The organism is Litoreibacter meonggei, from assembly GCF_003663885.1.
In the GTDB taxonomy this organism is placed as follows: domain Bacteria; phylum Pseudomonadota; class Alphaproteobacteria; order Rhodobacterales; family Rhodobacteraceae; genus Litoreibacter; species Litoreibacter meonggei.
This window is the reverse complement of the sequence record NZ_RCCE01000004.1, coordinates 242,611-262,292: the sequence shown is the minus strand read 5'-3', so window position 1 is coordinate 262,292 and position 19,682 is coordinate 242,611. Positions and strand designations below refer to the sequence as shown.

Annotated in this window: 21 protein-coding genes and 1 tRNA gene; 6 read left to right on the top strand and 16 right to left on the bottom strand. The window is 56.7% G+C overall.

Annotated features, from left to right (window positions below; all coding sequences use genetic code 11):
• Nucleotides 1–873, bottom strand: coding sequence for a YicC/YloC family endoribonuclease (locus BCF46_RS13230; protein ID WP_245990131.1), 873 nt, complete (start codon nt 871–873; stop codon nt 1–3).
• A 200-nt stretch (nt 874–1,073) separates the two neighbouring features.
• Here BCF46_RS13230 and BCF46_RS13225 point away from each other — a divergent pair, with 200 nt between their 5' ends.
• Complete coding sequence (locus tag BCF46_RS13225) at nt 1,074–1,772, top strand: PAS domain-containing protein (RefSeq protein WP_170157938.1); 699 nt, start codon at nt 1,074–1,076, stop codon at nt 1,770–1,772.
• Between the two features lie 49 nt (nt 1,773–1,821).
• Here the strand turns inward: BCF46_RS13225 and BCF46_RS13220 are convergent, their stop codons facing one another.
• On the bottom strand, nt 1,822–3,192 hold the full coding sequence (locus BCF46_RS13220) for a class II 3-deoxy-7-phosphoheptulonate synthase (RefSeq protein ID WP_121025004.1): 1,371 nt from the start codon (nt 3,190–3,192) through the stop codon (nt 1,822–1,824).
• 174 nt (nt 3,193–3,366) lie between these two features.
• Here BCF46_RS13220 and BCF46_RS13215 point away from each other — a divergent pair, with 174 nt between their 5' ends.
• Nucleotides 3,367–4,368: a GlxA family transcriptional regulator gene (locus BCF46_RS13215; RefSeq protein WP_121025002.1), complete on the top strand. Its 1,002-nt coding sequence runs from the start codon at nt 3,367–3,369 to the stop codon at nt 4,366–4,368.
• On the opposite strand, the gene BCF46_RS13210 is transcribed toward BCF46_RS13215, so the two are convergent.
• From BCF46_RS13210 to BCF46_RS13195, 4 genes are all read right to left on the bottom strand, one after another.
• On the bottom strand, nt 4,361–5,572 hold the full coding sequence (locus tag BCF46_RS13210; RefSeq protein ID WP_121025000.1) for a beta-ketoacyl-[acyl-carrier-protein] synthase family protein: 1,212 nt from the start codon (nt 5,570–5,572) through the stop codon (nt 4,361–4,363). The two genes, BCF46_RS13215 and BCF46_RS13210, sit on opposite strands and share 8 nt — an antisense overlap.
• Nucleotides 5,572–5,838, bottom strand: a complete 267-nt coding sequence (locus BCF46_RS13205; protein WP_121024998.1) for an acyl carrier protein — start codon at nt 5,836–5,838, stop codon at nt 5,572–5,574. Before BCF46_RS13205 ends, BCF46_RS13210 begins: the two co-directional genes overlap by 1 nt.
• Before the next feature lie 66 nt (nt 5,839–5,904).
• Entirely contained in the window at nt 5,905–6,969 is a 1,065-nt protein-coding gene (lpxD, locus tag BCF46_RS13200; protein WP_121025416.1) for a UDP-3-O-(3-hydroxymyristoyl)glucosamine N-acyltransferase, read from the bottom strand.
• Between the two features lie 73 nt (nt 6,970–7,042).
• Complete coding sequence (locus BCF46_RS13195; RefSeq protein WP_245990129.1) at nt 7,043–8,617, bottom strand: L,D-transpeptidase family protein; 1,575 nt, start codon at nt 8,615–8,617, stop codon at nt 7,043–7,045.
• A 362-nt stretch (nt 8,618–8,979) separates the two neighbouring features.
• Between BCF46_RS13195 and mepK the strand changes: the two genes are divergently transcribed.
• A complete protein-coding gene (mepK, locus tag BCF46_RS13190) occupies nt 8,980–9,549 on the top strand; it encodes a peptidoglycan L,D-endopeptidase MepK (RefSeq protein WP_211332817.1) in 570 nt (189 codons plus the stop codon).
• A gap of 80 nt (nt 9,550–9,629) precedes the next feature.
• Here the strand turns inward: mepK and BCF46_RS13185 are convergent.
• The 10 genes from BCF46_RS13185 to iscR form a co-directional block, all read right to left on the bottom strand.
• Nucleotides 9,630–9,706 (bottom strand) — tRNA-Arg (locus BCF46_RS13185).
• A gap of 73 nt (nt 9,707–9,779) precedes the next feature.
• A complete protein-coding gene (locus tag BCF46_RS13180) occupies nt 9,780–11,000 on the bottom strand; it encodes a cysteine desulfurase (RefSeq protein WP_121024994.1) in 1,221 nt (406 codons plus the stop codon).
• Entirely contained in the window at nt 10,993–11,589 is a 597-nt protein-coding gene (locus BCF46_RS13175; protein WP_121024992.1) for a Yip1 family protein, read from the bottom strand. The genes BCF46_RS13180 and BCF46_RS13175 overlap by 8 nt, the downstream gene beginning before the upstream one ends.
• Entirely contained in the window at nt 11,589–12,077 is a 489-nt protein-coding gene (locus BCF46_RS13170; protein WP_121024990.1) for a YIP1 family protein, read from the bottom strand. The genes BCF46_RS13175 and BCF46_RS13170 overlap by 1 nt, the downstream gene beginning before the upstream one ends.
• 2 nt (nt 12,078–12,079) lie before the next feature.
• Complete coding sequence (gene sufD, locus BCF46_RS13165; RefSeq protein WP_245990127.1) at nt 12,080–13,351, bottom strand: Fe-S cluster assembly protein SufD; 1,272 nt, start codon at nt 13,349–13,351, stop codon at nt 12,080–12,082.
• Nucleotide 13,352: 1 nt separating this feature from the next.
• Nucleotides 13,353–14,108, bottom strand: coding sequence for a Fe-S cluster assembly ATPase SufC (gene sufC, locus BCF46_RS13160; protein ID WP_121024986.1), 756 nt, complete (start codon nt 14,106–14,108; stop codon nt 13,353–13,355).
• A gap of 79 nt (nt 14,109–14,187) precedes the next feature.
• Complete coding sequence (locus tag BCF46_RS13155; RefSeq protein ID WP_121024984.1) at nt 14,188–14,769, bottom strand: hypothetical protein; 582 nt, start codon at nt 14,767–14,769, stop codon at nt 14,188–14,190.
• Nucleotides 14,770–14,882: 113 nt separating this feature from the next.
• Nucleotides 14,883–16,409 carry a Fe-S cluster assembly protein SufB gene (gene sufB, locus BCF46_RS13150; protein ID WP_121024982.1) on the bottom strand — a complete coding sequence of 509 codons (1,527 nt, stop codon included), beginning with the start codon at nt 16,407–16,409 and terminating at the stop codon, nt 14,883–14,885.
• Between the two features lie 19 nt (nt 16,410–16,428).
• A complete protein-coding gene (locus BCF46_RS13145) occupies nt 16,429–17,472 on the bottom strand; it encodes a cysteine desulfurase family protein (protein WP_121024980.1) in 1,044 nt (347 codons plus the stop codon).
• Between the two features lie 2 nt (nt 17,473–17,474).
• The gene (iscR, locus tag BCF46_RS13140; protein WP_121024978.1) at nt 17,475–17,936 is read right to left on the bottom strand and encodes a Fe-S cluster assembly transcriptional regulator IscR; all 462 of its coding nucleotides are present in this window, start codon (nt 17,934–17,936) and stop codon (nt 17,475–17,477) included.
• 172 nt (nt 17,937–18,108) lie between these two features.
• Between iscR and BCF46_RS13135 the strand changes: the two genes are divergently transcribed.
• Genes BCF46_RS13135 through BCF46_RS13125 form a run of 3 tightly spaced genes read left to right on the top strand, consistent with a single transcriptional unit; the run spans nt 18,109 to nt 19,621 of the window.
• On the top strand, nt 18,109–18,765 hold the full coding sequence (locus tag BCF46_RS13135) for an alpha/beta hydrolase (RefSeq protein WP_121024976.1): 657 nt from the start codon (nt 18,109–18,111) through the stop codon (nt 18,763–18,765).
• A complete protein-coding gene (locus tag BCF46_RS13130) occupies nt 18,765–19,013 on the top strand; it encodes a hypothetical protein (protein WP_121024973.1) in 249 nt (82 codons plus the stop codon). Before BCF46_RS13135 ends, BCF46_RS13130 begins: the two co-directional genes overlap by 1 nt.
• A gap of 29 nt (nt 19,014–19,042) precedes the next feature.
• A complete protein-coding gene (locus BCF46_RS13125; RefSeq protein ID WP_121024972.1) occupies nt 19,043–19,621 on the top strand; it encodes an HD domain-containing protein in 579 nt (192 codons plus the stop codon).
• Nucleotides 19,622–19,682: the final 61 nt, after the last annotated feature.

Genomic DNA, 19,682 nt, shown 5'->3' with positions numbered 1-19,682 from the left:
CTACTCCACGTTTTGAACTTGTTCACGCATCTGGTCGATCAGGGCTTTGAGGTCAAGGCCCACCCGCGTCAGCTCCGGCGAGCCTGACTTGGAACACAAGGTATTCGCCTCGCGGTTGAATTCCTGCATCAAGAAGTCGAGCTTGCGGCCTACGGGGCCATCAGCATCCAGCAAAGCTCTGGCAGCAGCGACATGCGCAGTCAGTCGGTCGATCTCTTCCGACACATCAGCTTTGACCGCCAGTAAGGCCAATTCCTGCGCGACACGGTCGGGATCCGCACCGTCCACATTGTCCATGATACGCGTCAGGTTTGCTTTCAGGTTTGTGGCGACCTGATCCCTACGGGCGTCGGCCAATTGCGCAGCCTCCGCCGTGAGGTCAGCGATCTGTGCCAGTTGCTGGCGCAACACCCCATCGAGCGCAGCACCTTCTGACGCGCGCATTGCAGAGAAACCTGCGATCGCAGTGTCTAGGCTCTGCATGATCTCTGCCTCGGGTAGCGGCCCATTGTCGGTATCGCTACGCATCACGCCACGAATCCCAAGGTAGTCCGGTGCACTGGCCTCTGAGAGCTTCAATCCCTTGTTCTTGGCCATCGTCCGCACACGGATCGCGGCGAGGATATAGCTTTCAAGAACATGTTCATCCAATTGGACAGGACTGGCGGTGGCATCATCTTCAAGCCGCAGGGTGACACCTATATTGCCGCGAGAGAACGCCTTCGCGATCTTTGCACGGATCGCTTGTTCTTGTGGCATTAGCCGTTCAGGTAGCCGCAGACGAATATCGAGCCCCTTGGCATTCACTCCCCTCATCTCAAGAACCCATGCCGTTTGTTCGGCACGGCCGGTTTCAGACGCGAAGGCAGTCATGGATCGGATCATAGCGGGTTAACCTATTAACACTTTAGAAACCCACTTTGGGCATCGTTCATGCCATATTAAGACAACGGTAATCATTAGCAACTTCGGGGTAGCAAGCCGCGAGGTCAACCGCAACCGACGTGAATGAAAGGTACAGGTGTGCCATGTGGCCGGGGGGCCATGTCGCAGACCGCTGCTGGGGTAGACAGATGACGCAACACCAAAACACCACATCGCCAAGCGCCGAGATCGTTTCGCTTTGGCAACATCAAGCCAAACGAGACATATCCGCAATCGGCGAGATGCGCGGCTACTGGGAAAGCCTGCGTGGCGGGCGATTGGTTCCCCTGCGGTCCGAGATTGATCCGCGCGAGATTACGGGCGCACTGGAGTACGGCTTCATCCTTGAGCGCCTTCAACCCGGCGCGATCCGCTTCCGCCTTGCGGGAATGCATCTATGTGACCTGATGGGGATGGAGGTTCGTGGTATGCCGTTGCGGTCGTTCATTTCCCCGACCAGCCGCGCCCGTTTTTCCGCGATGCTGGAGCGGGTGTTCACGCAGCCGGAAATTCATGAATGCGTGATGATCTCCGAAGATACGAATGGGACATGTCTGCGTGCGCGTCTGTTGATCCTGCCACTCAAGAGCGACGGTGGCACGATTGATCGTGCGATCGGGTGCTTCACAACCGAAGGTGTTGTCGGTCTTGCACCTCGGCGTTTTCGAGTGCTGGAAACACGTGTCACCAGCCTTATCAATGGCAAGCAAACACGTGAGTTCGAGGCTGACGAGATGCCAGCTGTACCCGCACCGCTGCGCGCCGGATTTGCGGAGCCGCAAGAAGCGTTTGACGCAGAGCCGCGACCGCAACTCAGGCTGGTCGTGACCGACACTCCGGACGCATAAAAAAGCCGGACACAGTGGCCCGGCTTCTTAGACTTTTGGAAAAAGGCCGTTAACCCGCTGCGCGTTCTCTTGCTTCACGCAAAGACGACAGCTCCTCTGACACCAAGAACGCCAGTTCCAAAGATTGGGAGGCATTCAGGCGTGGGTCGCAGGCTGTGTGGTACCTATCCGACAGGTCCTCGTCTGTGACTGCACGGACACCGCCGGTGCATTCCGTCACATCCTTGCCGGTCATCTCGAAATGCACGCCACCGGGGATGGTGCTTTCGGATGCGTGGATTGCGAAGAACTCACGTACTTCGCGCAGCACGGATTCGAATGGCCGCGTTTTGTAGCCGGTCGACGATTTGATCGTGTTGCCGTGCATCGGATCACAGGTCCAAACGACGTTGGCCCCCTCTTCCTTCACGGTTTTGATCAGGCGCGGCAGGTGCTCGCCCACATTGCCTGCGCCGAAGCGTGCGATCAACGTCAGACGACCAGCTTCATTCTCAGGGTTCAGCTTGTTCATCAGAACCTTGAGGTCTTCCGGCGTTGTCGTCGGGCCGCATTTCAACCCGATCGGGTTCTGAACACCGCGCGCAAATTCGACATGTGCCCCGTCAGGCTGACGGGTACGGTCACCGATCCAGATCATGTGGCCAGAGCCAGCAACCGGAAGGCCAGAGGTGCTGTCGATCCGGCAAAGCGCCTCTTCATACTCCAGCAACAATGCCTCGTGGGAGACGTAGAAGTCGACCGATTGCAAAGTATGAGCCGTTTCCTGCGTCACACCAGCGGCCTTCATGAAGTCCAGCGCGGCGGAGATGTTGTTTGCCATCTCGCGGTATTTGGCGGCCTTCTCGCCCTCGGTGAAGCCCAATGTCCAAGCATGGACCTGATGCACGTCGGCGTACCCACCTGTCGAGAATGCACGCAGCAGGTTCAGGGACGCGGCGGCTTGTGTGTAGGCTTGCAGCATCTTGCTGGCGTTCGGGATACGGGCTTCAGGTGTGAAGTCCAACTCGTTGATGATGTCGCCGCGGTAGCTTGGCAGCTCCACGCCATCCTTCACTTCTGTCGGGGCCGAGCGTGGCTTGGCGAATTGCCCCGCCATGCGGCCGACTTTGACCACAGGCACCTTGGCGCCATAGGTCAGGACCATCGCCATTTGCAGCATGACTTTGAACGTGTCGCGGATGGTGTCGGCGGAGAACTCGGCAAAGCTCTCGGCGCAGTCGCCGCCTTGCAGCAAGAACGCTTCCCCGCGCGAGACAGCGGCCAGCGACGATTTCAGCTTCCGCGCCTCGCCTGCAAAGACCAGTGGTGGATACTTGGCAAGTTGGGCCTCGACAGCCCCAAGGGCGTCTGAGTCCAAATAATCGGGCATCTGCACGCGTGGTTTGTTGCGCCAGTCCGACTTAGTCCAAGCCTGTGCCATGGTCTTATGCTCCATCTATGATAGCGTTACCAGTATTGAGACCTGTGTATAACCTCACACTGAAGGGCTTGCCAATGTCGAAAACTCAGCTATGGCTTGAGTTGCGAAATCGACATAATGCAGGTCGCTTTCTACCCTCTTCGATAGAGGCATCTGGATTGGGAGGTCCGCTGCGTGGCTCACACTAACAAACCGGGCTCGGCTCCGCCGGAACAGCACAAGACACGTCGCTATGTCTTTGTCCTGATGGAAAACTTCACCATGTTGAGTTTCGCCGGCGCGGTTGACGCGCTGCGCATCGCAAACCGTATGGTGCCAGACAGTTACGAATGGGTGCTGGCCGGTGAAGGTGGCGACACCATTTCCTGTTCGTCAGGCATCAGCTACAAGCTGGATATGGATCTTGTCGAAGTCTTGCGCGACGACACGATTATTTTATGCGGCGGGACCCATGTACAAGAGGCCACGACCAAGCGCCTGTTGAACTGGATACGCCGCGAAGCCCGACGCGGCGTTGTCATAGGGGCGTTGTGCACCGCGCCCTACGCGCTGGCCCGCGCGGGGCTATTGGACGGCAAACGTGCGACGATCCATTGGGAAAATCAGGATAGCTTTACCGAAGAGTTCGAAGACGTCGAATTGACCAAATCGGTGTTTGTCGTCGACGGCAACCGTATGACAACTGCGGGCGGCACCTCGTCCATTGACCTGATGCTGAAAATCATCGCGTCGGATTTGGGCGAGGACGTTGCCAGCATGGTCGCGGACCAACAGATTTACTCCTCGATCCGCACGGATCAGGATCAACAGCGCCTGTCCATTCCGACACGGATCGGCGTCCGCCACCCGAAGCTGAGCCGCGTCATTCAGATGATGGAAGTGAATGTAGAGGAGCCGATCAGCCCGTCGCTGCTGGCCAAAGAGGTCGGCATGTCCACACGCCAGCTGGAGCGATTGTTCCGCCGGTATCTGAACCGCTCTCCCAAACGCTACTATATGGAGATCCGTCTCCAGAAGGCGCGCAACCTGCTGATGCAAACCGATATGAGCGTAATCAACGTGGCGCTGGCCTGCGGCTTTGCCTCCCCGTCGCATTTCTCGAAATGCTACCGCGCACATTACGACACCACGCCGTACCGCGAACGCGGCGCGCAGGCCGCCCGCCCGCTCAGCTAGCTTTGCGCAGGGCGAGAACGGCGTTCATTCCACCAAATGCGAAGGCGTTGGACAGGGCGACGTTAACTGGGGCGTCACGTGCTTCATTGGGCACGACATCAAGCGCGCATTCTGGGTCCGGCTCGTCATAGTTGATCGTCGGGGCCACGACCCCTTCGCGCAGCGCCATGATGCAGGCCAGCAGCTCGATCGCCCCTGTTCCCCCGATCACGTGGCCATGCATCGACTTGGTAGACGACATCATCAAGCGATCCGCATGTGCGCCGAACACGTCAGCCACTGCCGCGCATTCGGTTTTGTCATTCGCCGCTGTGCCAGTGCCATGGGCGTTGATGTAGCCCACATCAGACGCGTTCAGCCCCGCATCGATTAGCGCGCCCGATATGGCCCGCGCAGCACCCTGTTTGGAGGGCATGACAATGTCGGCCGCGTCGGACGACATGGCGAACCCAATGACCTCGGCCAGTATAACGGCGCCACGAGCCTTGGCGTGTTCATACTCCTCGAAGACGAAAATCGCTGCGCCCTCGCCCTGTACCATACCGTTGCGGTTCGCAGAGAACGGACGGCAGGCGTCCTTGGACATGACCCGCAGACCCTCCCACGCCTTCACCCCGCCAAAACACAACATGGACTCGGAGCCCCCCGTGACCATCGCTTTGGTCATTCCAGATCGGACGAACTGAAACGCCAACCCCATAGCATGATTTGACGAGGCACAGGCCGTGGCGACGGTAAAGGACGGACCTTTCAAGTTGTACTGCATAGAAAGATGCGCAGCGGCTGCGTTGTTCATCAGTTTAGGCACCACGAACGGGTGGACGCGGTTTTTTCCATCTTCGTAGACGGCGCGGTAATTTTCGTCTTGGGTGTTCATTCCACCACCAGCGGTGCCCAACACGACACCGGCCTGCGCGGCCAGTTGGTCGGAGAATGTCAGGCCGGATTGCGCAATGGCTTCACGCGCGGCAAGCAAGGAAAACTGCGTAAAGCGGTCATAGAGGGAGATCTGCTGTCGGTTGAACTCCGCATTCGGATCGTAATTCTTAACTTGCCCGCCAATGCGGATAGCTAATCGGTCAACGTCGCGAATATCCAACTCACCGATGCCGCAACGCCCGGCTTTGAAGGCATCAAGCGTCTGCGCCACATCGGCACCCAGAGCGTTGATCGTGCCCTGCCCCGTTATGACAACCCTATGCACTAGCCCTTTTGCTCCGCGACGAGGTTTTCGACGGCACCGATGATAGAAGTCACGCTGGAGATGTCGAATTCGCTGGCAGATGGGTCATTCGCATTGAAGGGGACGGAAATATCGAACGCTTCCTCAATTGCGAAAATGCTCTCGACCAGCCCAAGGCTATCGATCCCCAGGTCTTCTAGAGTAGCGTCCATGTTAATGTCTGCCACTTCCAAAATCGCCTGTTCGGCGATGATGGCAACCACCTGATCTTTGACGCTCTCGGCCATAATAGTTATCCCAGACTTTACCGCATTGCCGGAGATTTAAGCATTCAGCGCGAGTATTGCCACAAACTATTTGTCTTGTTTCAAAGACTTCATAAACCGAGGCAGGCGGCGCATGGACTTCTGCATCTCGATATGAGTTTCCATTTTCACCGCGGGATAGCCCAACAAAACACGCCCCGCAGGTGCGTTGGTGAAGATTTTGGTTGCCCCGCCCGCGATTACGTCGTCGCCCACGAAAATGTTGTCGTTCACCCCGCATTGCCCCGCCATGACAACGCGGTTCCCAATCCGCGACGAGCCTGCGATGCCTACTTGTCCACATAACAGGCAATCATCGCCAACCTGCACGTTGTGGCCAATGTGCACGAGGTTATCGAGTTTGGTGCCGTTCCCTATCGTGGTGTCGCGGATCGTGCCGCGATCAATTGCACTATTTGCGCCGATCTCGACGTCGTTCCCAATTTGCACTGCACCAAGCGAGTGAATACGCGTCCAGCTTTGCTGCGCGGCCTCGCCTTGATCGCCCAAAGATTTGCGAACATTCTCCACGGCGCTTTTCTCAGGTGTCACAAAAGAAAATCCGTCCGACCCGACAACGCAGCCCGGCTGAGCGATGAAATTATCGCCGATCTGAACGCGCGCGCCAATGCGAACTCCCTGCAAGATCAATGCATTACGACCCATAGTTGAGCCTTCAGCCAAGGATGCGTGGGACGCGATGCGCGCACCATCCCCGATCGTCACGTCGCGGCCAATCACCACGAAAGGCCCGATGGCTGCTCCACCTCCAATTTTGGCACTTGGATGCACAACTGCAGAAGCGTGAATTCCCGGCTCAATTTCTGGGCCAGCGTCCATGAGGGTGGTTAAGCCCGACATGGCATAACGTGGGCGTGGCACAAAGATCGCGGCTTCAAGCCCAAGAGCTTGCCAATCCGCCCCCTGCCAAAGAATGGCAGCCTTTGCAGCCCCCTTGGCCAGCCCATCCCCGTATTTGGGATCCATTGCCAACGCGAGTTGGTCGCTACGAGCAGAGGACGGCTCAGCAGCACCAGATACGCGAATATCGCCGTCGCCTTCCAACATGGCCCCAAGTGCTTCTGCAATCTGGGTCAGGGTGAATTCCGTCATGACATGCTCCGAACAAAAGAAAAGGCGCATTGCGGTTCGCCCGCAACGCGCCCGAAAACCTGTTGGTATTGGTTTAGCTTGCTACCGAGCGCAGCGAAACCCCGGCACGGTTGAGTGCGGTGAATATCCGCGCGTCACGATTGTAAACATCGTTGCGGTAATGGGCTTGGCCCTTCGCATCCACCCATGCGGTATAGTAAGCGATGTGCACTGGCAGTGGTTCACGCAGATCAACGCGCCGCTCGCGTCTGGTCTGTAGCGCGGTTTGGAAGAAGCTCTCTGGGTTCTTCTCCTGATTTGCAAGCAACGCATAAGCGAAGTCGAACGGCTTGTGAACACGGATACAGCCATGGCTGAACGCCCGCGACTCTCGGCCGAACAGGGATTTGGATGGTGTATCGTGCAGATAGATATTGTGCTTGTTGGGGAACATAAATTTCACCAAGCCCAAAGCGTTCCCTTTGGAGGGAGGCTGCTTCATCGAATACGGGAAATTCTTCGCGTTATATTGCGCGAAGTTGATTGAGCCGCGGCTGACAGGTTTGCCGTTGCGCCCGATAATCTGCAACTGCCCCGCAGCGCCGCTGTTGCGCTTGAGCAGCGGCAGATATTCCTTGGTCACAATCGAGCGCGGGACATACCAGCTGGGGTTGATGATCATGAATTCCATGGTGTCGGAAAACTCCGGCGTCCGACGATCCGAGGTGTTTTTGCCCACGACCACGCGGGAACGGAAGGTCGACTTACCGTTCTTCATGATGTCGACGTGGAAGTCGGGGATGTTCACCCAAATGTGGTTCTTCTCCAGCGGGCGACTGTTCCAACGCTGGCGCTCCATGGCGACCAGAACCTGTTGCAGGCGATCCTGCACACCCTGATTGATCTGGGCAATGGTTGATCCGCCGGCGACCCCATCCGGGGACAAGCCATGATTGATCTGGAATTTTTGCACCGCAGACTGGATATTGTTGTCATAGGTTTGCGTGGCCGATTTGCGCATGTACCGCATGCGGATCAAACGGTTACGCAACTGAACCACCACCGCGCCGGACTGGCCGGGCTTCAACGACTTGGCTTGAACCTTGTCACCCCAACCGCCTTTGCCCAACAACTTTTCCAGTCGCAGTTTTTCTTTTTGAAGACGGACATATTCCGCCTTGCGCGGCGCCATTTTCTTGAGGAACGCAGCGGGATTTGATCTCGCAAAAGCGTCAATGGTCGACGCACGATCGTAACGAGGGACATCCATGACCAACGAGCTGTCGATGCTGCGCGGTACCAAAACACCAGATCGCATATGGTCGGCGAAATCCAACATCCGCGTGGCAGCCTCGACCTCAACGCGACCACGGTCACCGGGTGTCTTGGCAGCCTTCATCGCAGCCTTCAGCCCTTCAGCGTCATAGGTCTTCGAGGGCAAACCATGATCGCCAGCCGCAGCCAAAGCTTTCAGCAAAGCCCCACGTCTACGCCCGTCGCCTTTCCCAACGAAAACGGGCTTATAGTTCCGCTCGCGATAGAACGCCGAAAGCGCCTTATCTTTGGCGGCAGCTTCGGCAATTGACTGCTTCAGCGCCGTCACAGCTGCATCTGCGCGCCCCGCACCCAGACTTGGCAAAACTAAGCTGACGGCGCCCGCTGCCATCATCTTAATTGTCGAGCGTCGAGTCGGAGAAAGCGCCATGGAAAGTTACCTCAATACGAATTGCACAATTTCGAAGACTACATTTCACCGGCCCGCGAGAGTCCATTCACATTTCAGGGGGAACTCGCCATTTTTTTGCCACGTTGCGATTAGGTCACCGTCAGCCGCGCTTCAGCCGAATCCTTTCACTTGATCCAGCGCAAAGACCGGTGCGCAAAATTTCGCCTATTTGCACCATATTAACCGCTCTCTTTCAGAGTGCACTTGGTAAAAGAATCAAGGTGTGGCATAGGTTTCGCATCTGGGGATCAAAAAGACGACGACCGTGGCAGCGGTCTAGGGCAAATACGGGACAGGCTATTACCATGAGCGATACCAAATCCGCATTGATCACGCGGCGCGCACTCTTGGGCGCATTTGCGGCGACAACTCTCACAGCTGCACCAGTGTACTCCAAAGCATTCGGGTTCCTTAAAGGTGCCGGCGACGTTCGCCGCCTCAAAATGTATTCCGGTCGAACTGGTGAAAAGATCGACATGATCTATTGGATCGAAGGCGAGTACATCAAAGAATCCTTAAAAGAGTTAAACTACTTCATGCGTGATTGGCGCCAGAACAGCGCGATTTCCATGGATACTCGCACTATCGACATCATGTCTGCCTCCCATAATTTGATGGGCGTCAAAGAGCCGTACATGTTGTTGTCAGGTTACCGCTCGCCCAAGACCAACGCGATGCTCCGGTCCCGTTCGCGCGGCGTTGCCAAGAACTCCCTGCATATGAAAGGTCAGGCTGCCGATCTGCGTTTGGCGTCTCGGTCTGTTGGTCAAATATCGCGTGCGGCAGTTTCATGCTCTGCTGGCGGTGTAGGGCGCTATTCCGGTTCCAACTTCGTCCACATGGATTGTGGTCCGGTTCGGTCTTGGGGCCGGTAGAAACACCACTCGAAAATCGTTTCGACCAAGCCGGCCTCTTATGAGGGCGGCTTTTTTCGTTTCCGCAGGTATCGAAAAAATGGTGCACCCGAGAGGATTCGAACCTCTGGCCTCTGCCTTCGGAGGGCAGCGCTCTATCCAGCTGAGCTACGGGTGCGTTCGCATCGCTATACAAGCGCACTTAACTTGCCGCAACGCCAAATGAGAACTTCTTTAGACTTGCTTTCCAATCAGGCAAACAACTCGTGGCACAACTCCAACGCATCAACCAAGGCATCAACCTCATCTTGCGTGTTGTACATTCCGAACGACGCACGGCACGTCGCGGTTAGCCCCATATGTTCCATCAACGGTTGAGCACAATGCTGTCCCGCCCGGACCGCCACGCCTTTTTTGTCCAAGACGGTCGAAATGTCATGCGCATGTGCGGCGCCATCCAGCGTAAACGAGAAAATAGCCCCCTTGCCCGCCGATTGTCCCTGCACGTTCAGCCAGTTCAACCCATCCAGCCGTGATCGCGCATAGTCGCGCAAAGCATGCTCATGTGCGGCGATGTTATCCATGCCAATGCCGCTCATATAATCCAAAGCGACACCCATCCCGATCATCTGGACGATGCCAGGTGTGCCGGCTTCAAACTTCATCGGCGCATCATTGTAGATCACTTCATCCTTATGGACGTCACGGATCATGTCACCGCCGCCGATGAAGGGCTGCATTTCCGCCATCCGCTCCGCGCGCACGTAAATCGCACCGGAGCCTGACGGCCCATAGAGTTTATGACCGGTAATGGGGTAAAAATCGCACCCCAGATCGGCTACGTTAACCGGCATATGGACTGCCGCTTGCGAGCCATCGACCAAAACCGGAACACCACGTGCCCGCGCCGCTTCACATATGGTTTTCACATCAACAACAGTGCCCAGAACGTTGGACATGTGGGTTACGGCGATCAACTTGGTGCGCGGCGAGATTGCATCGATCACCTTTTGTGGATCCAGATCGCCATTGGCGTCGACATCCACCCAAACCAGTTTCACCCCTTGGCGTTCCCTCAAGAAGTGCCAAGGCACGATATTTGCATGATGCTCCATGACGCTGAGAATGATCTCGTCGCCCGCTTCCATTCTTGGCGCCGCCCACCCATAAGCCACCATGTTGATGCCCTCGGTGGTGCCGGAATTGAAGATGATTTCATCCTCGGATGGTGCGCCTAGAAACGATGCTACCTTGCCGCGCACGGCCTCATATTTATCGGTCGCAAGATTGGACAGGTAATGCAACCCACGGTGCACATTGGCGTACTCATGGGCATAAGCTTGGGTGATCGCGTCGATAACCACCTGCGGCTTTTGCGCAGATGCACCATTGTCCAGATAGACAAGTGGCTTGTTGTTAACCGTCCGGCTCAGGATCGGAAAGTCGGCCCGAATTTTTTGGACATCATACATTTGCACCCACCTCTAATCCGAAAACTGCGGCGATCAAGCCAATGGCAAGGGCGATCCCAAACATCAATCCAATAAGTGAAACGATCGCACCCGCGAACACCAGTCCCAGCGAACGGAACTCATGCAAAATTCTAACAAATTCAAGGAACACGTAGAAAACATAAAGTGCGCCGATCCATCCGAACAGGATCGCAATCACAGGGGAGATCAGAAACAAGCCGATCTGAACCACCTGCAGGGACAGAAGAACGACCTGCATCCAGATGACAGTTTTCAGGCTTTGATCTAGCTGCCCCTGCCCGTCAAAAACCCTGCCCACATAATGCGTGATGAACACTGACAGGACCAGCAAACCCCAAATGACCAAGCCCAACAACAGCGGGCTACTTGGGAACGGACCTTGCTCGGCGACCATCTCGGCCGGAACGAACAACAGGGTAAATTCGGTGAACAGCACCGACACAACCGAGACCAACCCGAGCGCCGCCCACAGTGAACGGCGATCGAGATCAAAACCCAGAACCGTCTCAGCTGCGATCTTCGGCCGACGCAGGGTCTGCGCCACGAGTTGCAACAGGAACGCAAACATCAGCGTGCCCCTTCCAGCGCGATCAGGCTATTGAGCCAAACCCACAAAAAAATAATGAATGACAGCCCCGCGACCAGCATCGCTTGCTGGCCCGGCCCGATCATCCCAGATACCAGGCCTTGAAACAAAACAAACGGCGTTGACGCCAGAAGCCCCCAAAACATCGCCAAGCGAGCGTCTGTCAAAGTTCCACGCCCCCCGAAAGCCTGCGCCACAAAATGGCTGAGGCTGGCCACAACGTAAAAGAAAATAGGAGCCAAAAGCATCGTGCCAAAAAACGTACCGAGGGCCAATCCGAAGAGTGGCACCTCCCCGTCACTGAGATGCGACGTCCGCGACAGGCCAGGCAGCCGAGCGATGAAGAACAGAATGCAGGCTGCAAAAAGCCAACCAAGCCCGGTGCCCTCGTCCGCGCCAGCGTCGCGAAAGCTCCGCGCCACCGCACGCGGGGTGCGGTAGCTGCGGAATATGGCCTGCGCCGTCGACATGCTTAGCTGCTGCGCCGCGAGAACCACGCCTCTAGACGGTTCAATATTTCCGCCGCCAGATCTTCGTTTTCGATCTCGTCCAGTGCTTCAGCGAGGAACGCCAGAACCAACAGATTTTGCGCTTCACTTTCTGGCACCCCACGAGAGCGAAGGTAAAACAGCGCGTCTTCGTCAATCGCACCCGAGGTCGAGCCGTGCGAACAGGCCACATCGTCGGCGTAGATTTCCAACTCTGGCTTGGCAAGGAACTGGCTGTCTCCATCCAGCAGCAACGCTTGGCTAATCTGATACCCGTCGGTTTTTTGCGCACCGGCTTTCACAAGGATCTTGCCCTGGAACACACCCATGGCACCGTTGCGAAGCACTTTCTTAAATACCTGACGGCTTTCGCAATTCACGGCATCATGAGTGATGAACACGGTGTCGTCATGGTGAAAATCGCCATCGCCCACAGCAGCACCCGCCACATGAGCTTTGGCGTCGTCGCCCGTCAACTCGATAACGCATTCGTTGCGGGTCAGAACACCGTTCACCGTTAAGGTAAAACTCTTGAACGTGCTCTCGGTGCCAAGACGCGCGAAAACATGGGTCGCTGCACGGCGCTCGTGGTCGCGACCTTGCGCGCGCACATGATGGAATGACGCGTTGTCAGCGATGTCTACTTCCAGGCATTTGTTGAACCGCGCCGCTGCTGGGCCATTCTCAAGAATGGTGACGTCCGCGCCTTCTTCGACCTTCACCACATGGTGAAGGATCGCATCGGAAGTATTTGATTTATGCAGATAAACCATATGCACAGGTTTGCTGACCTTGCCGAACGCACGGATTAGCACGCCGTCAGTCGCAAATGCAGTATTGGCCGCAGCAAGCGGACGCGCCACGGGATCTTGGCCGTTGGTCTCCAGCACACCGTAAACATCTTTGGCCCAGTGGATATCCATCTGCGCCGCGTCCGACAGCCGTGCTATCTCAAGTCCTTCGTGGGTCAGGGCATCAGATGCGTCAGCGTCGAAAACACCGTCAACAAACACAATCCTCAACGCGTCGGCATCGCCAAAGACCGGCGCCTCGTCACTCGCCAGAACTTCTGCTTCAGGAGCAGCCTCAGCGGTCAAGCTCGTGGGGTTTGTATATTTCCAATACTCGTCACGACGCACCGGCATACCCATTTCGCTCAAGCGCGCTGCGGCAGCTTCGCGTGCGGTCTGCGCCCAAGCGCCCTGCCCGTCGGGCAAAGCGCGAGGTGCAACAGTCAGTTTTTCAGCGGCGCTCATATCAGGCCACCTCGGCCAGCAGATCAGCATAGCCGTTGTTTTCAACTTCCAAAGCCAATTCAGGCCCACCGGATTTGATAATTTTGCCATCGGCCATGATGTGCACCACATCTGGTTTGATGTGATCCAACAGACGTTGGTAGTGCGTGATTACAAGGAAAGAGCGGCCCTCTGAGCGCAGCGCGTTAACGCCCTCTGCGACCAGTTTCATCGCGTCCACATCAAGCCCGGAATCGGTTTCGTCCAAGATGCACATCTTCGGCTCGAGCATTGCCATCTGCAGAATCTCGTTGCGCTTTTTCTCACCGCCGGAGAAGCCGACATTGACAGGGCGTTTCAGCATATCGGCGTCGATTTTAAGGCTCTTTGCCTTCTCGCGAATGAATTTGAGGAAGTCGCCAGCTGACATCTCGTCTTCACCGCGCGCTTTGCGTTGTGAATTCACTGCTGTGCGCAGGAAGGTCATGTTGCCGACACCCGGAATTTCAACGGGATACTGGAATGCCAGAAACAGCCCGGCGGCGGCGCGTTCTTCCGGATCCATATCAAGAATGTCGACACCATCAAGCGTTGCCGAACCATCGGTGACCTCGTAGCCATCCTTGCCGGACAGCACGTAAGAAAGCGTCGACTTGCCAGACCCGTTCGGACCCATTATCGCGTGCACTTGGCCCGCGTCGACCGTCAGATCCACGCCCTTGAGGATTTGCTTATCCTCTTCTTCAAGTTCGACGTGCAGGTTTTTGATTTCCAACATGATTTTTCTCTCTTTCAACAGGAGCAACCCCGCATGGGAAACCCATGCGAGGTGCGTGTAAGTGCATTCGATTTATTGTTTATTCGGGTGCAGGTTCCGGCTGCGGCACAAGTTCCGGTGGAGGAGCGAAGCCCCACTGGGTTGTTTGTGCGAAGGCTTGGAATTTCAACGCGTCGGCGTATTCCGCTGAATACATTTGCGTCCACAACTCGGGCGCCGCGCGCGCCATATGCGGCTCCGCGAAGTGTACTGCGAAGAAGCCCGCCATGATCACACCAACGAGAATGACCGAGCGCAAGCCTGACACGTAGAGCAGGAAAAACGCCAGAACGGCAGACATACCCACCGGCCCGAGCGCCTCTACCAGCAGACGGAAGTTGTCGAACTCGGTCGCCACGCCTTGGGTCGCGTGAAACGCACTGAGGCTGCCGCCAAAGAACGAGACCACGCCCAGAACGAAGGCCACGATGACCTTTTTCAGCGGGAACTTCTTCTTTTCCTGAATACCCATGGTCGCCACAGGCTTCGGGCCTTTGCCGGTCTCCTGGCGCTTGCGAATGGTGTCCAACTCGCCATTGCCCAACAACCCCTCGGCTACATAGCCCTGACCGGCGTTGATCCGCGCCAAGCGTTCTTGAAAGCTCGCGTCTGCCATACTCATGAGAAGCCCCTCCATCCGTAATCACGGATAGAAGTAAAGAGGCATCAGGGCCGGAATATGGCAAGAAGCTGGAGATTTTAAGCATCCTTAACGACAGTCTAAAGTAGTGAGGTTTATCCCACCGAACCTTCCAACGAAATCGCAACCAACTGCTGCGCTTCCATGGCGAATTCCATCGGCAGGGCTTGCAGCACCTCCTTGGCGAAACCGTTCACGATCAACGCGACGGCCTCTTCCTCGTCCATCCCACGCTGGCGGCAGTAGAAGACCTGATCGTCATCCACCTTGGACGTCGTCGCCTCGTGCTCTACCCGCGAGGAATTGTTCTTCACCTCGATATAGGGAACCGTGTGCGCGCCACATTTGTCGCCGATCAGCAAGCTGTCGCATTGCGTGTAGTTGCGCGAATCCTTGGCTTTCGGGTGCATCGACACCAGTCCGCGATAGGTGTTCTGCGCCTTGCCCGCGCTGATACCTTTGGACACGATGCGCGACTTGGTGCGCTTGCCCAGATGGATCATCTTGGTGCCGGTGTCGGCCTGCTGATAATGGTTGGCGATGGCGATGGAGTAGAACTCGCCCTGTGAATCGTCACCGCGTAGAATGCAGCTTGGGTATTTCCACGTCACCGCGGAGCCGGTTTCGACCTGAGTCCACATCACCTTGGAGCGGTCGCCACGGCAATCGGCGCGCTTGGTGACAAAGTTGTAGATGCCGCCCTTGCCTTCCTCATCACCCGGATACCAGTTCTGGACGGTGGAATACTTGATCTCCGCGTCTTCCAGCAGCACCAGCTCCACCACAGCTGCGTGCAGCTGGTTGGTGTCGCGCATGGGCGCGGTGCACCCTTCAAGGTAGGACACGTAGGACTCTTTGTCGGCGATGATCAGCGTGCGCTCGAACTGGCCGGTGTTTTCGGCGTTGATGCGGAAGTACGTCGACAGTTCCATCGGGCAACGCACGCCGGGCGGGATGTAAACGAACGAGCCGTCAGAGAACACAGCAGAGTTCAACGTCGCGTAGAAGTTGTCGGATTGCGGTACGACCGATCCGAGGTACTTCTTCACCAGCTCCGGATGCTCTTTAATGGCCTCCGAGATGGAACAGAAGATAACGCCCTTCGACTTCAACTCCGCTTGAAACGTCGTGCCAACGGAGACGGAGTCGAACACTGCGTCCACAGCCACCTTGCGCGGCGCGTCAGTCAATTCTTCGGCCCCCTCGACACCCGCAAGGATCATTTGCTCCTTCAAGGGAATGCCCAACTTCTTGTATGTTTCCAGCAGCTTGGGGTCGACGTCATCCAGCGATTTGGGTTTCTCGGCCATGGATTTTGGCGAGGCGTAGTAATATTGGTCCTGAAAGTCGATTTTGGGGTAATGCACCATCGCCCATTCCGGCTCTGTCATTTTCAGCCACCGGTTGTAGGCCTCAAGGCGCCATTCCAGCATCCATTCTGGCTCCTCGTTTTTTGAAGAGATCAACCGCACGATGTCCTCGGACAGGCCCTTGGGCGCGTAGTCCATCTCGATCTCGGTGTTCCAGCCGTGCTTGTACTTGCCGCCCACTTCGCGAACCGCATCCACGGTGTCCTGATCGACGCCCTCTTTGACGTTGTCTACGACTTCCTCAAGCGACATGTGCTGTCTCCCTGCTCTTCTACGCCGCCTTGGCGTGAAATTTACGTTCTGCCTTCAGCCACGCATCTGCGAAGCGAAGGATGTGTTCTTCCGTCGTGTCGGGACCAAGTGAGACGCGCAATGTGCTCGTCGCGACCGGTCCGTCGTATCCCATGGCCGCCACTGTCCGGCTGGCCTTCACCTTGCCGCTGGAACACGCCGATCCGGCTGAAACAGCGAATCCGGCAAGGTCCATGGCCATCACTTGTGTCTCGCCCTTCCAGCCCGGCGTTGCGAAGCAAGAGGTGTTTGGCAACCTGTTCGACTCATTCCCGACAAAAATAGTATTCTTTGCGGAGACCTCAATGGCCTTTTCTAGAATATTTCTAAGTTCCGCAACCCGATCCCACACGCCATTGGCCAAATCTTGTGCGGCCGCCTCGGCTGCGGCCCCAAATCCGGCGATCCCGATGACGTTCTCGGTGCCAGACCGGCGACCCATTTCTTGGCCACCGCCCTTAATCCGCGCCTTAACATCCAGCCCCTGACGAAGCACCAAAGCACCCACGCCTTTTGGTCCGCCAAGCTTATGTGCCGAGATCAACGCCATTTGTGCGCCTGACCACGAAAACGCGACCGGCACCTTACCAAATGCTTGCGTCATGTCGGACAGCGCCAAACCGACAGGAATCTCTTGCATAACCCCGGTCTCGGAATTCGCCAATTGCAGCACGCTATTGGCCGGATCTGTGATCGACACGCTGCCGTTTGCGTCCACAGGCAAGTCGCAAGACGTCCACGCGCCGACCGCGTCGTGTTCTATCGCGGCGCTTTGAAGATCGCGCCCGGCACACGCCAACGCTGCGGCCTCCGTCGCGGAGGATGTAAACACGATATCGGCGCCAGAGGCACCGAACGCATCCGAAACTTGCGCGCGCGCGCGCTCTACAACGGCTTTGGCCGCGCGACCTTCGCCATGCACCGACGACGGATTGCCGACGACATCCATCGCGGCGATCATCGCGTCGCGGGCAGCCTGCCTCAACGGCATGGTCGCATTGTAATCAAGATAGACGCGCGACATGTTCAGGCCTCGTCCACCACGGTGAACAGCGTTGGCACCGCCGGACAGGGTGTGAGGTCGTTTTCGATTACATCTGACAGGCGCGTCTGATGCAGAAAAACGTAGACATGCGCCGACAGGCTTTCCCACAATCGGTTGGTCATGCTTTGCGCTTTGGAACCAGACGATGCACCAGAAGCCCCCGCGCCCGTATGCATAGCGCTCACCGTCTCGTCGACGGCCTCCAGAACTTCGGACACGCGGATCGCATAGGGTGACTTCGCCAAACGGTAGCCACCACCAGGACCGCGCACAGATTCAACCAGCCCGGCACGGCGCAGTTTCACAAAGAGCTGCTCTAAATAGGGCAATGACACGTCTTGCCGTCGAGAGATTTCACCCAATGACACCAGCCCGCCGTCTGCGCTTTGGGCAAGGTCCGCAAGTGCGACCATGGCATAGCGGCCCTTAGTGCTCAGTTTCATGGTGTAATCCCTCAAAAATAGGCGAATATCGTTGACGATGGCAGGCGCAGACCTTAACTCAACTTGATCTGTCCGGCATCTTCGCCTGGCAACTTAGAATTATTCTAGATTACCTGAGCAATCTCGTCAACTATATGAGGCAGCTCTTAATCTGACGCAAGGAAAGACGCATATGCCCGAAGTGATTTTCCCCGGACCGGAAGGCCGTCTCGAAGGCCGCTACCACCCCCACAAAGGCAAGCGCGACGCGCCCATCGCGATCATCCTGCACCCGCATCCGCAGTTTGGCGGCACGATGAATAACCGCGTGGTCTACAACCTGCACTACACGTTCCATAACATGGGCTTTAACGTGCTGCGGTTTAACTTCCGTGGCGTTGGCCGGAGCCAAGGCGAATACGATCAAGGCATTGGTGAGTTGTCCGATGCGGCCTCCGCACTTGATTACCTGCAATCGATGAACCAGAACGCCAAGCACTGCTGGGTCGCAGGGTTCAGCTTTGGTGCTTGGATCGGGATGCAACTTCTGATGCGCCGCCCAGAAATCACCGGATTTATCTCGGTCTCACCGCCCGCCAACATGTACGATTTCTCGTTCCTTGCTCCCTGCCCGTCGTCGGGTCTGGTCATCAACGGCCTTGGCGACCGCGTCGCACCGCCACCAGACACCGTCAACCTGGTGAACAAGCTGCACGAGCAAAAGGGTATCACGGTCACGCATCAGGAAGTAGAAGGCGCAGGCCACTTCTTCGAGAACGATCACATGGATACGCTCACCGGATCAGTCGAAACCTATGTGCAACGCCGCTTGACCGAAAACACACGCTAATGGGCATTACCGAAGATATCGCTGACGGCCTTGCTAAGAAGGCGATTGCGGTCGAGAACGAGCTTGATGATGAAAGCGTCATCCCGCATGTCGCAACCTTGATCGGCGCGTCCTCGCAAACGACCCAAGAGGCATTCCTGACCGCGGTGCGCGTCCGCAAGGCCGAAGCTCGGGCCGTAAAATTCCTCAAGGATAAGCTGGCGGGCAAACAAGGCGAGAAGCTGCCTAGCAGCGGTGATATCGGCTAGGTAGAGCGACTTGGTGGTATGGCGATCTTATGACTGACAAGTTATCTCGGCAGTTTGCCTTCCTATCCGAAGCCGACAAACTAAAATCCGTTCTGCGGGGCACCACGCTTTGCGATGGATCACGGCGGGAAAATTCGGGCGAACATAGTTGGCATATCGCTCTCTACGCGATGGTTTTGGCAGAACACGCAGAGCGCCCGGTGAATATCGACCGGGTGATCAAAATGCTGCTGCTTCATGATCTGGTCGAGATCGACGCCGGCGACAACCCCATCCACGGCACTCACGACCCTGCCGAAATGGAGCTAATCGAGCGTGCCGCCGCTGATCGCATCTTTGGACTGCTGCCCGCAGAGCAATGCCGAACTTTCCGAGCTTTATGGGACGAATTCGAAGCCGCCGAAACAGACGACGCCATTTTCGCCAAATCCATCGACCGTGTTCAACCTGTTGTCGCCAATCTGGAAACCGGTGGCGGAACATGGCCTGAATACAATGTCACGGCTGAACAGCTAGAAACCCGTGTCGGGGTTAAGGTACGACGCGGTGCCCCTGCGCTGTGGGGCCACCTGAAAGCTCGAATAGATATGTGGTTTGAAGCCCGCTAACTACTATGAAGCGCGATGCTGCGTCATTTCCGTATACAATGGCATACCGTCTTTCCAAACA

Excerpts from the sequence above, each read along its gene's own strand:
- BCF46_RS13230 (WP_245990131.1), bottom strand. The coding sequence starts at position 873 with ATGACTGCCTTCGCGTCTGAAACCGGCCGTGCCGAACAAACGGCATGG.
- BCF46_RS13225 (WP_170157938.1), top strand. The coding sequence starts at position 1,074 with ATGACGCAACACCAAAACACCACATCGCCAAGCGCCGAGATCGTTTCG.
- BCF46_RS13220 (WP_121025004.1), bottom strand. The coding sequence starts at position 3,192 with ATGGCACAGGCTTGGACTAAGTCGGACTGGCGCAACAAACCACGCGTG.
- BCF46_RS13205 (WP_121024998.1), bottom strand. The coding sequence starts at position 5,838 with ATGGCCGAGAGCGTCAAAGATCAGGTGGTTGCCATCATCGCCGAACAG.
- lpxD (WP_121025416.1), bottom strand. The coding sequence starts at position 6,969 with ATGACGGAATTCACCCTGACCCAGATTGCAGAAGCACTTGGGGCCATG.
- BCF46_RS13195 (WP_245990129.1), bottom strand. The coding sequence starts at position 8,617 with ATGATGGCAGCGGGCGCCGTCAGCTTAGTTTTGCCAAGTCTGGGTGCG.
- mepK (WP_211332817.1), top strand. The coding sequence starts at position 8,980 with ATGAGCGATACCAAATCCGCATTGATCACGCGGCGCGCACTCTTGGGC.
- BCF46_RS13180 (WP_121024994.1), bottom strand. The coding sequence starts at position 11,000 with ATGTATGATGTCCAAAAAATTCGGGCCGACTTTCCGATCCTGAGCCGG.
- BCF46_RS13175 (WP_121024992.1), bottom strand. The coding sequence starts at position 11,589 with ATGTTTGCGTTCCTGTTGCAACTCGTGGCGCAGACCCTGCGTCGGCCG.
- BCF46_RS13170 (WP_121024990.1), bottom strand. The coding sequence starts at position 12,077 with ATGTCGACGGCGCAGGCCATATTCCGCAGCTACCGCACCCCGCGTGCG.
- sufD (WP_245990127.1), bottom strand. The coding sequence starts at position 13,351 with ATGAGCGCCGCTGAAAAACTGACTGTTGCACCTCGCGCTTTGCCCGAC.
- sufC (WP_121024986.1), bottom strand. The coding sequence starts at position 14,108 with ATGTTGGAAATCAAAAACCTGCACGTCGAACTTGAAGAAGAGGATAAG.
- BCF46_RS13155 (WP_121024984.1), bottom strand. The coding sequence starts at position 14,769 with ATGAGTATGGCAGACGCGAGCTTTCAAGAACGCTTGGCGCGGATCAAC.
- sufB (WP_121024982.1), bottom strand. The coding sequence starts at position 16,409 with ATGTCGCTTGAGGAAGTCGTAGACAACGTCAAAGAGGGCGTCGATCAG.
- BCF46_RS13145 (WP_121024980.1), bottom strand. The coding sequence starts at position 17,472 with ATGTCGCGCGTCTATCTTGATTACAATGCGACCATGCCGTTGAGGCAG.
- iscR (WP_121024978.1), bottom strand. The coding sequence starts at position 17,936 with ATGAAACTGAGCACTAAGGGCCGCTATGCCATGGTCGCACTTGCGGAC.
- BCF46_RS13135 (WP_121024976.1), top strand. The coding sequence starts at position 18,109 with ATGCCCGAAGTGATTTTCCCCGGACCGGAAGGCCGTCTCGAAGGCCGC.
- BCF46_RS13130 (WP_121024973.1), top strand. The coding sequence starts at position 18,765 with ATGGGCATTACCGAAGATATCGCTGACGGCCTTGCTAAGAAGGCGATT.
- BCF46_RS13125 (WP_121024972.1), top strand. The coding sequence starts at position 19,043 with ATGACTGACAAGTTATCTCGGCAGTTTGCCTTCCTATCCGAAGCCGAC.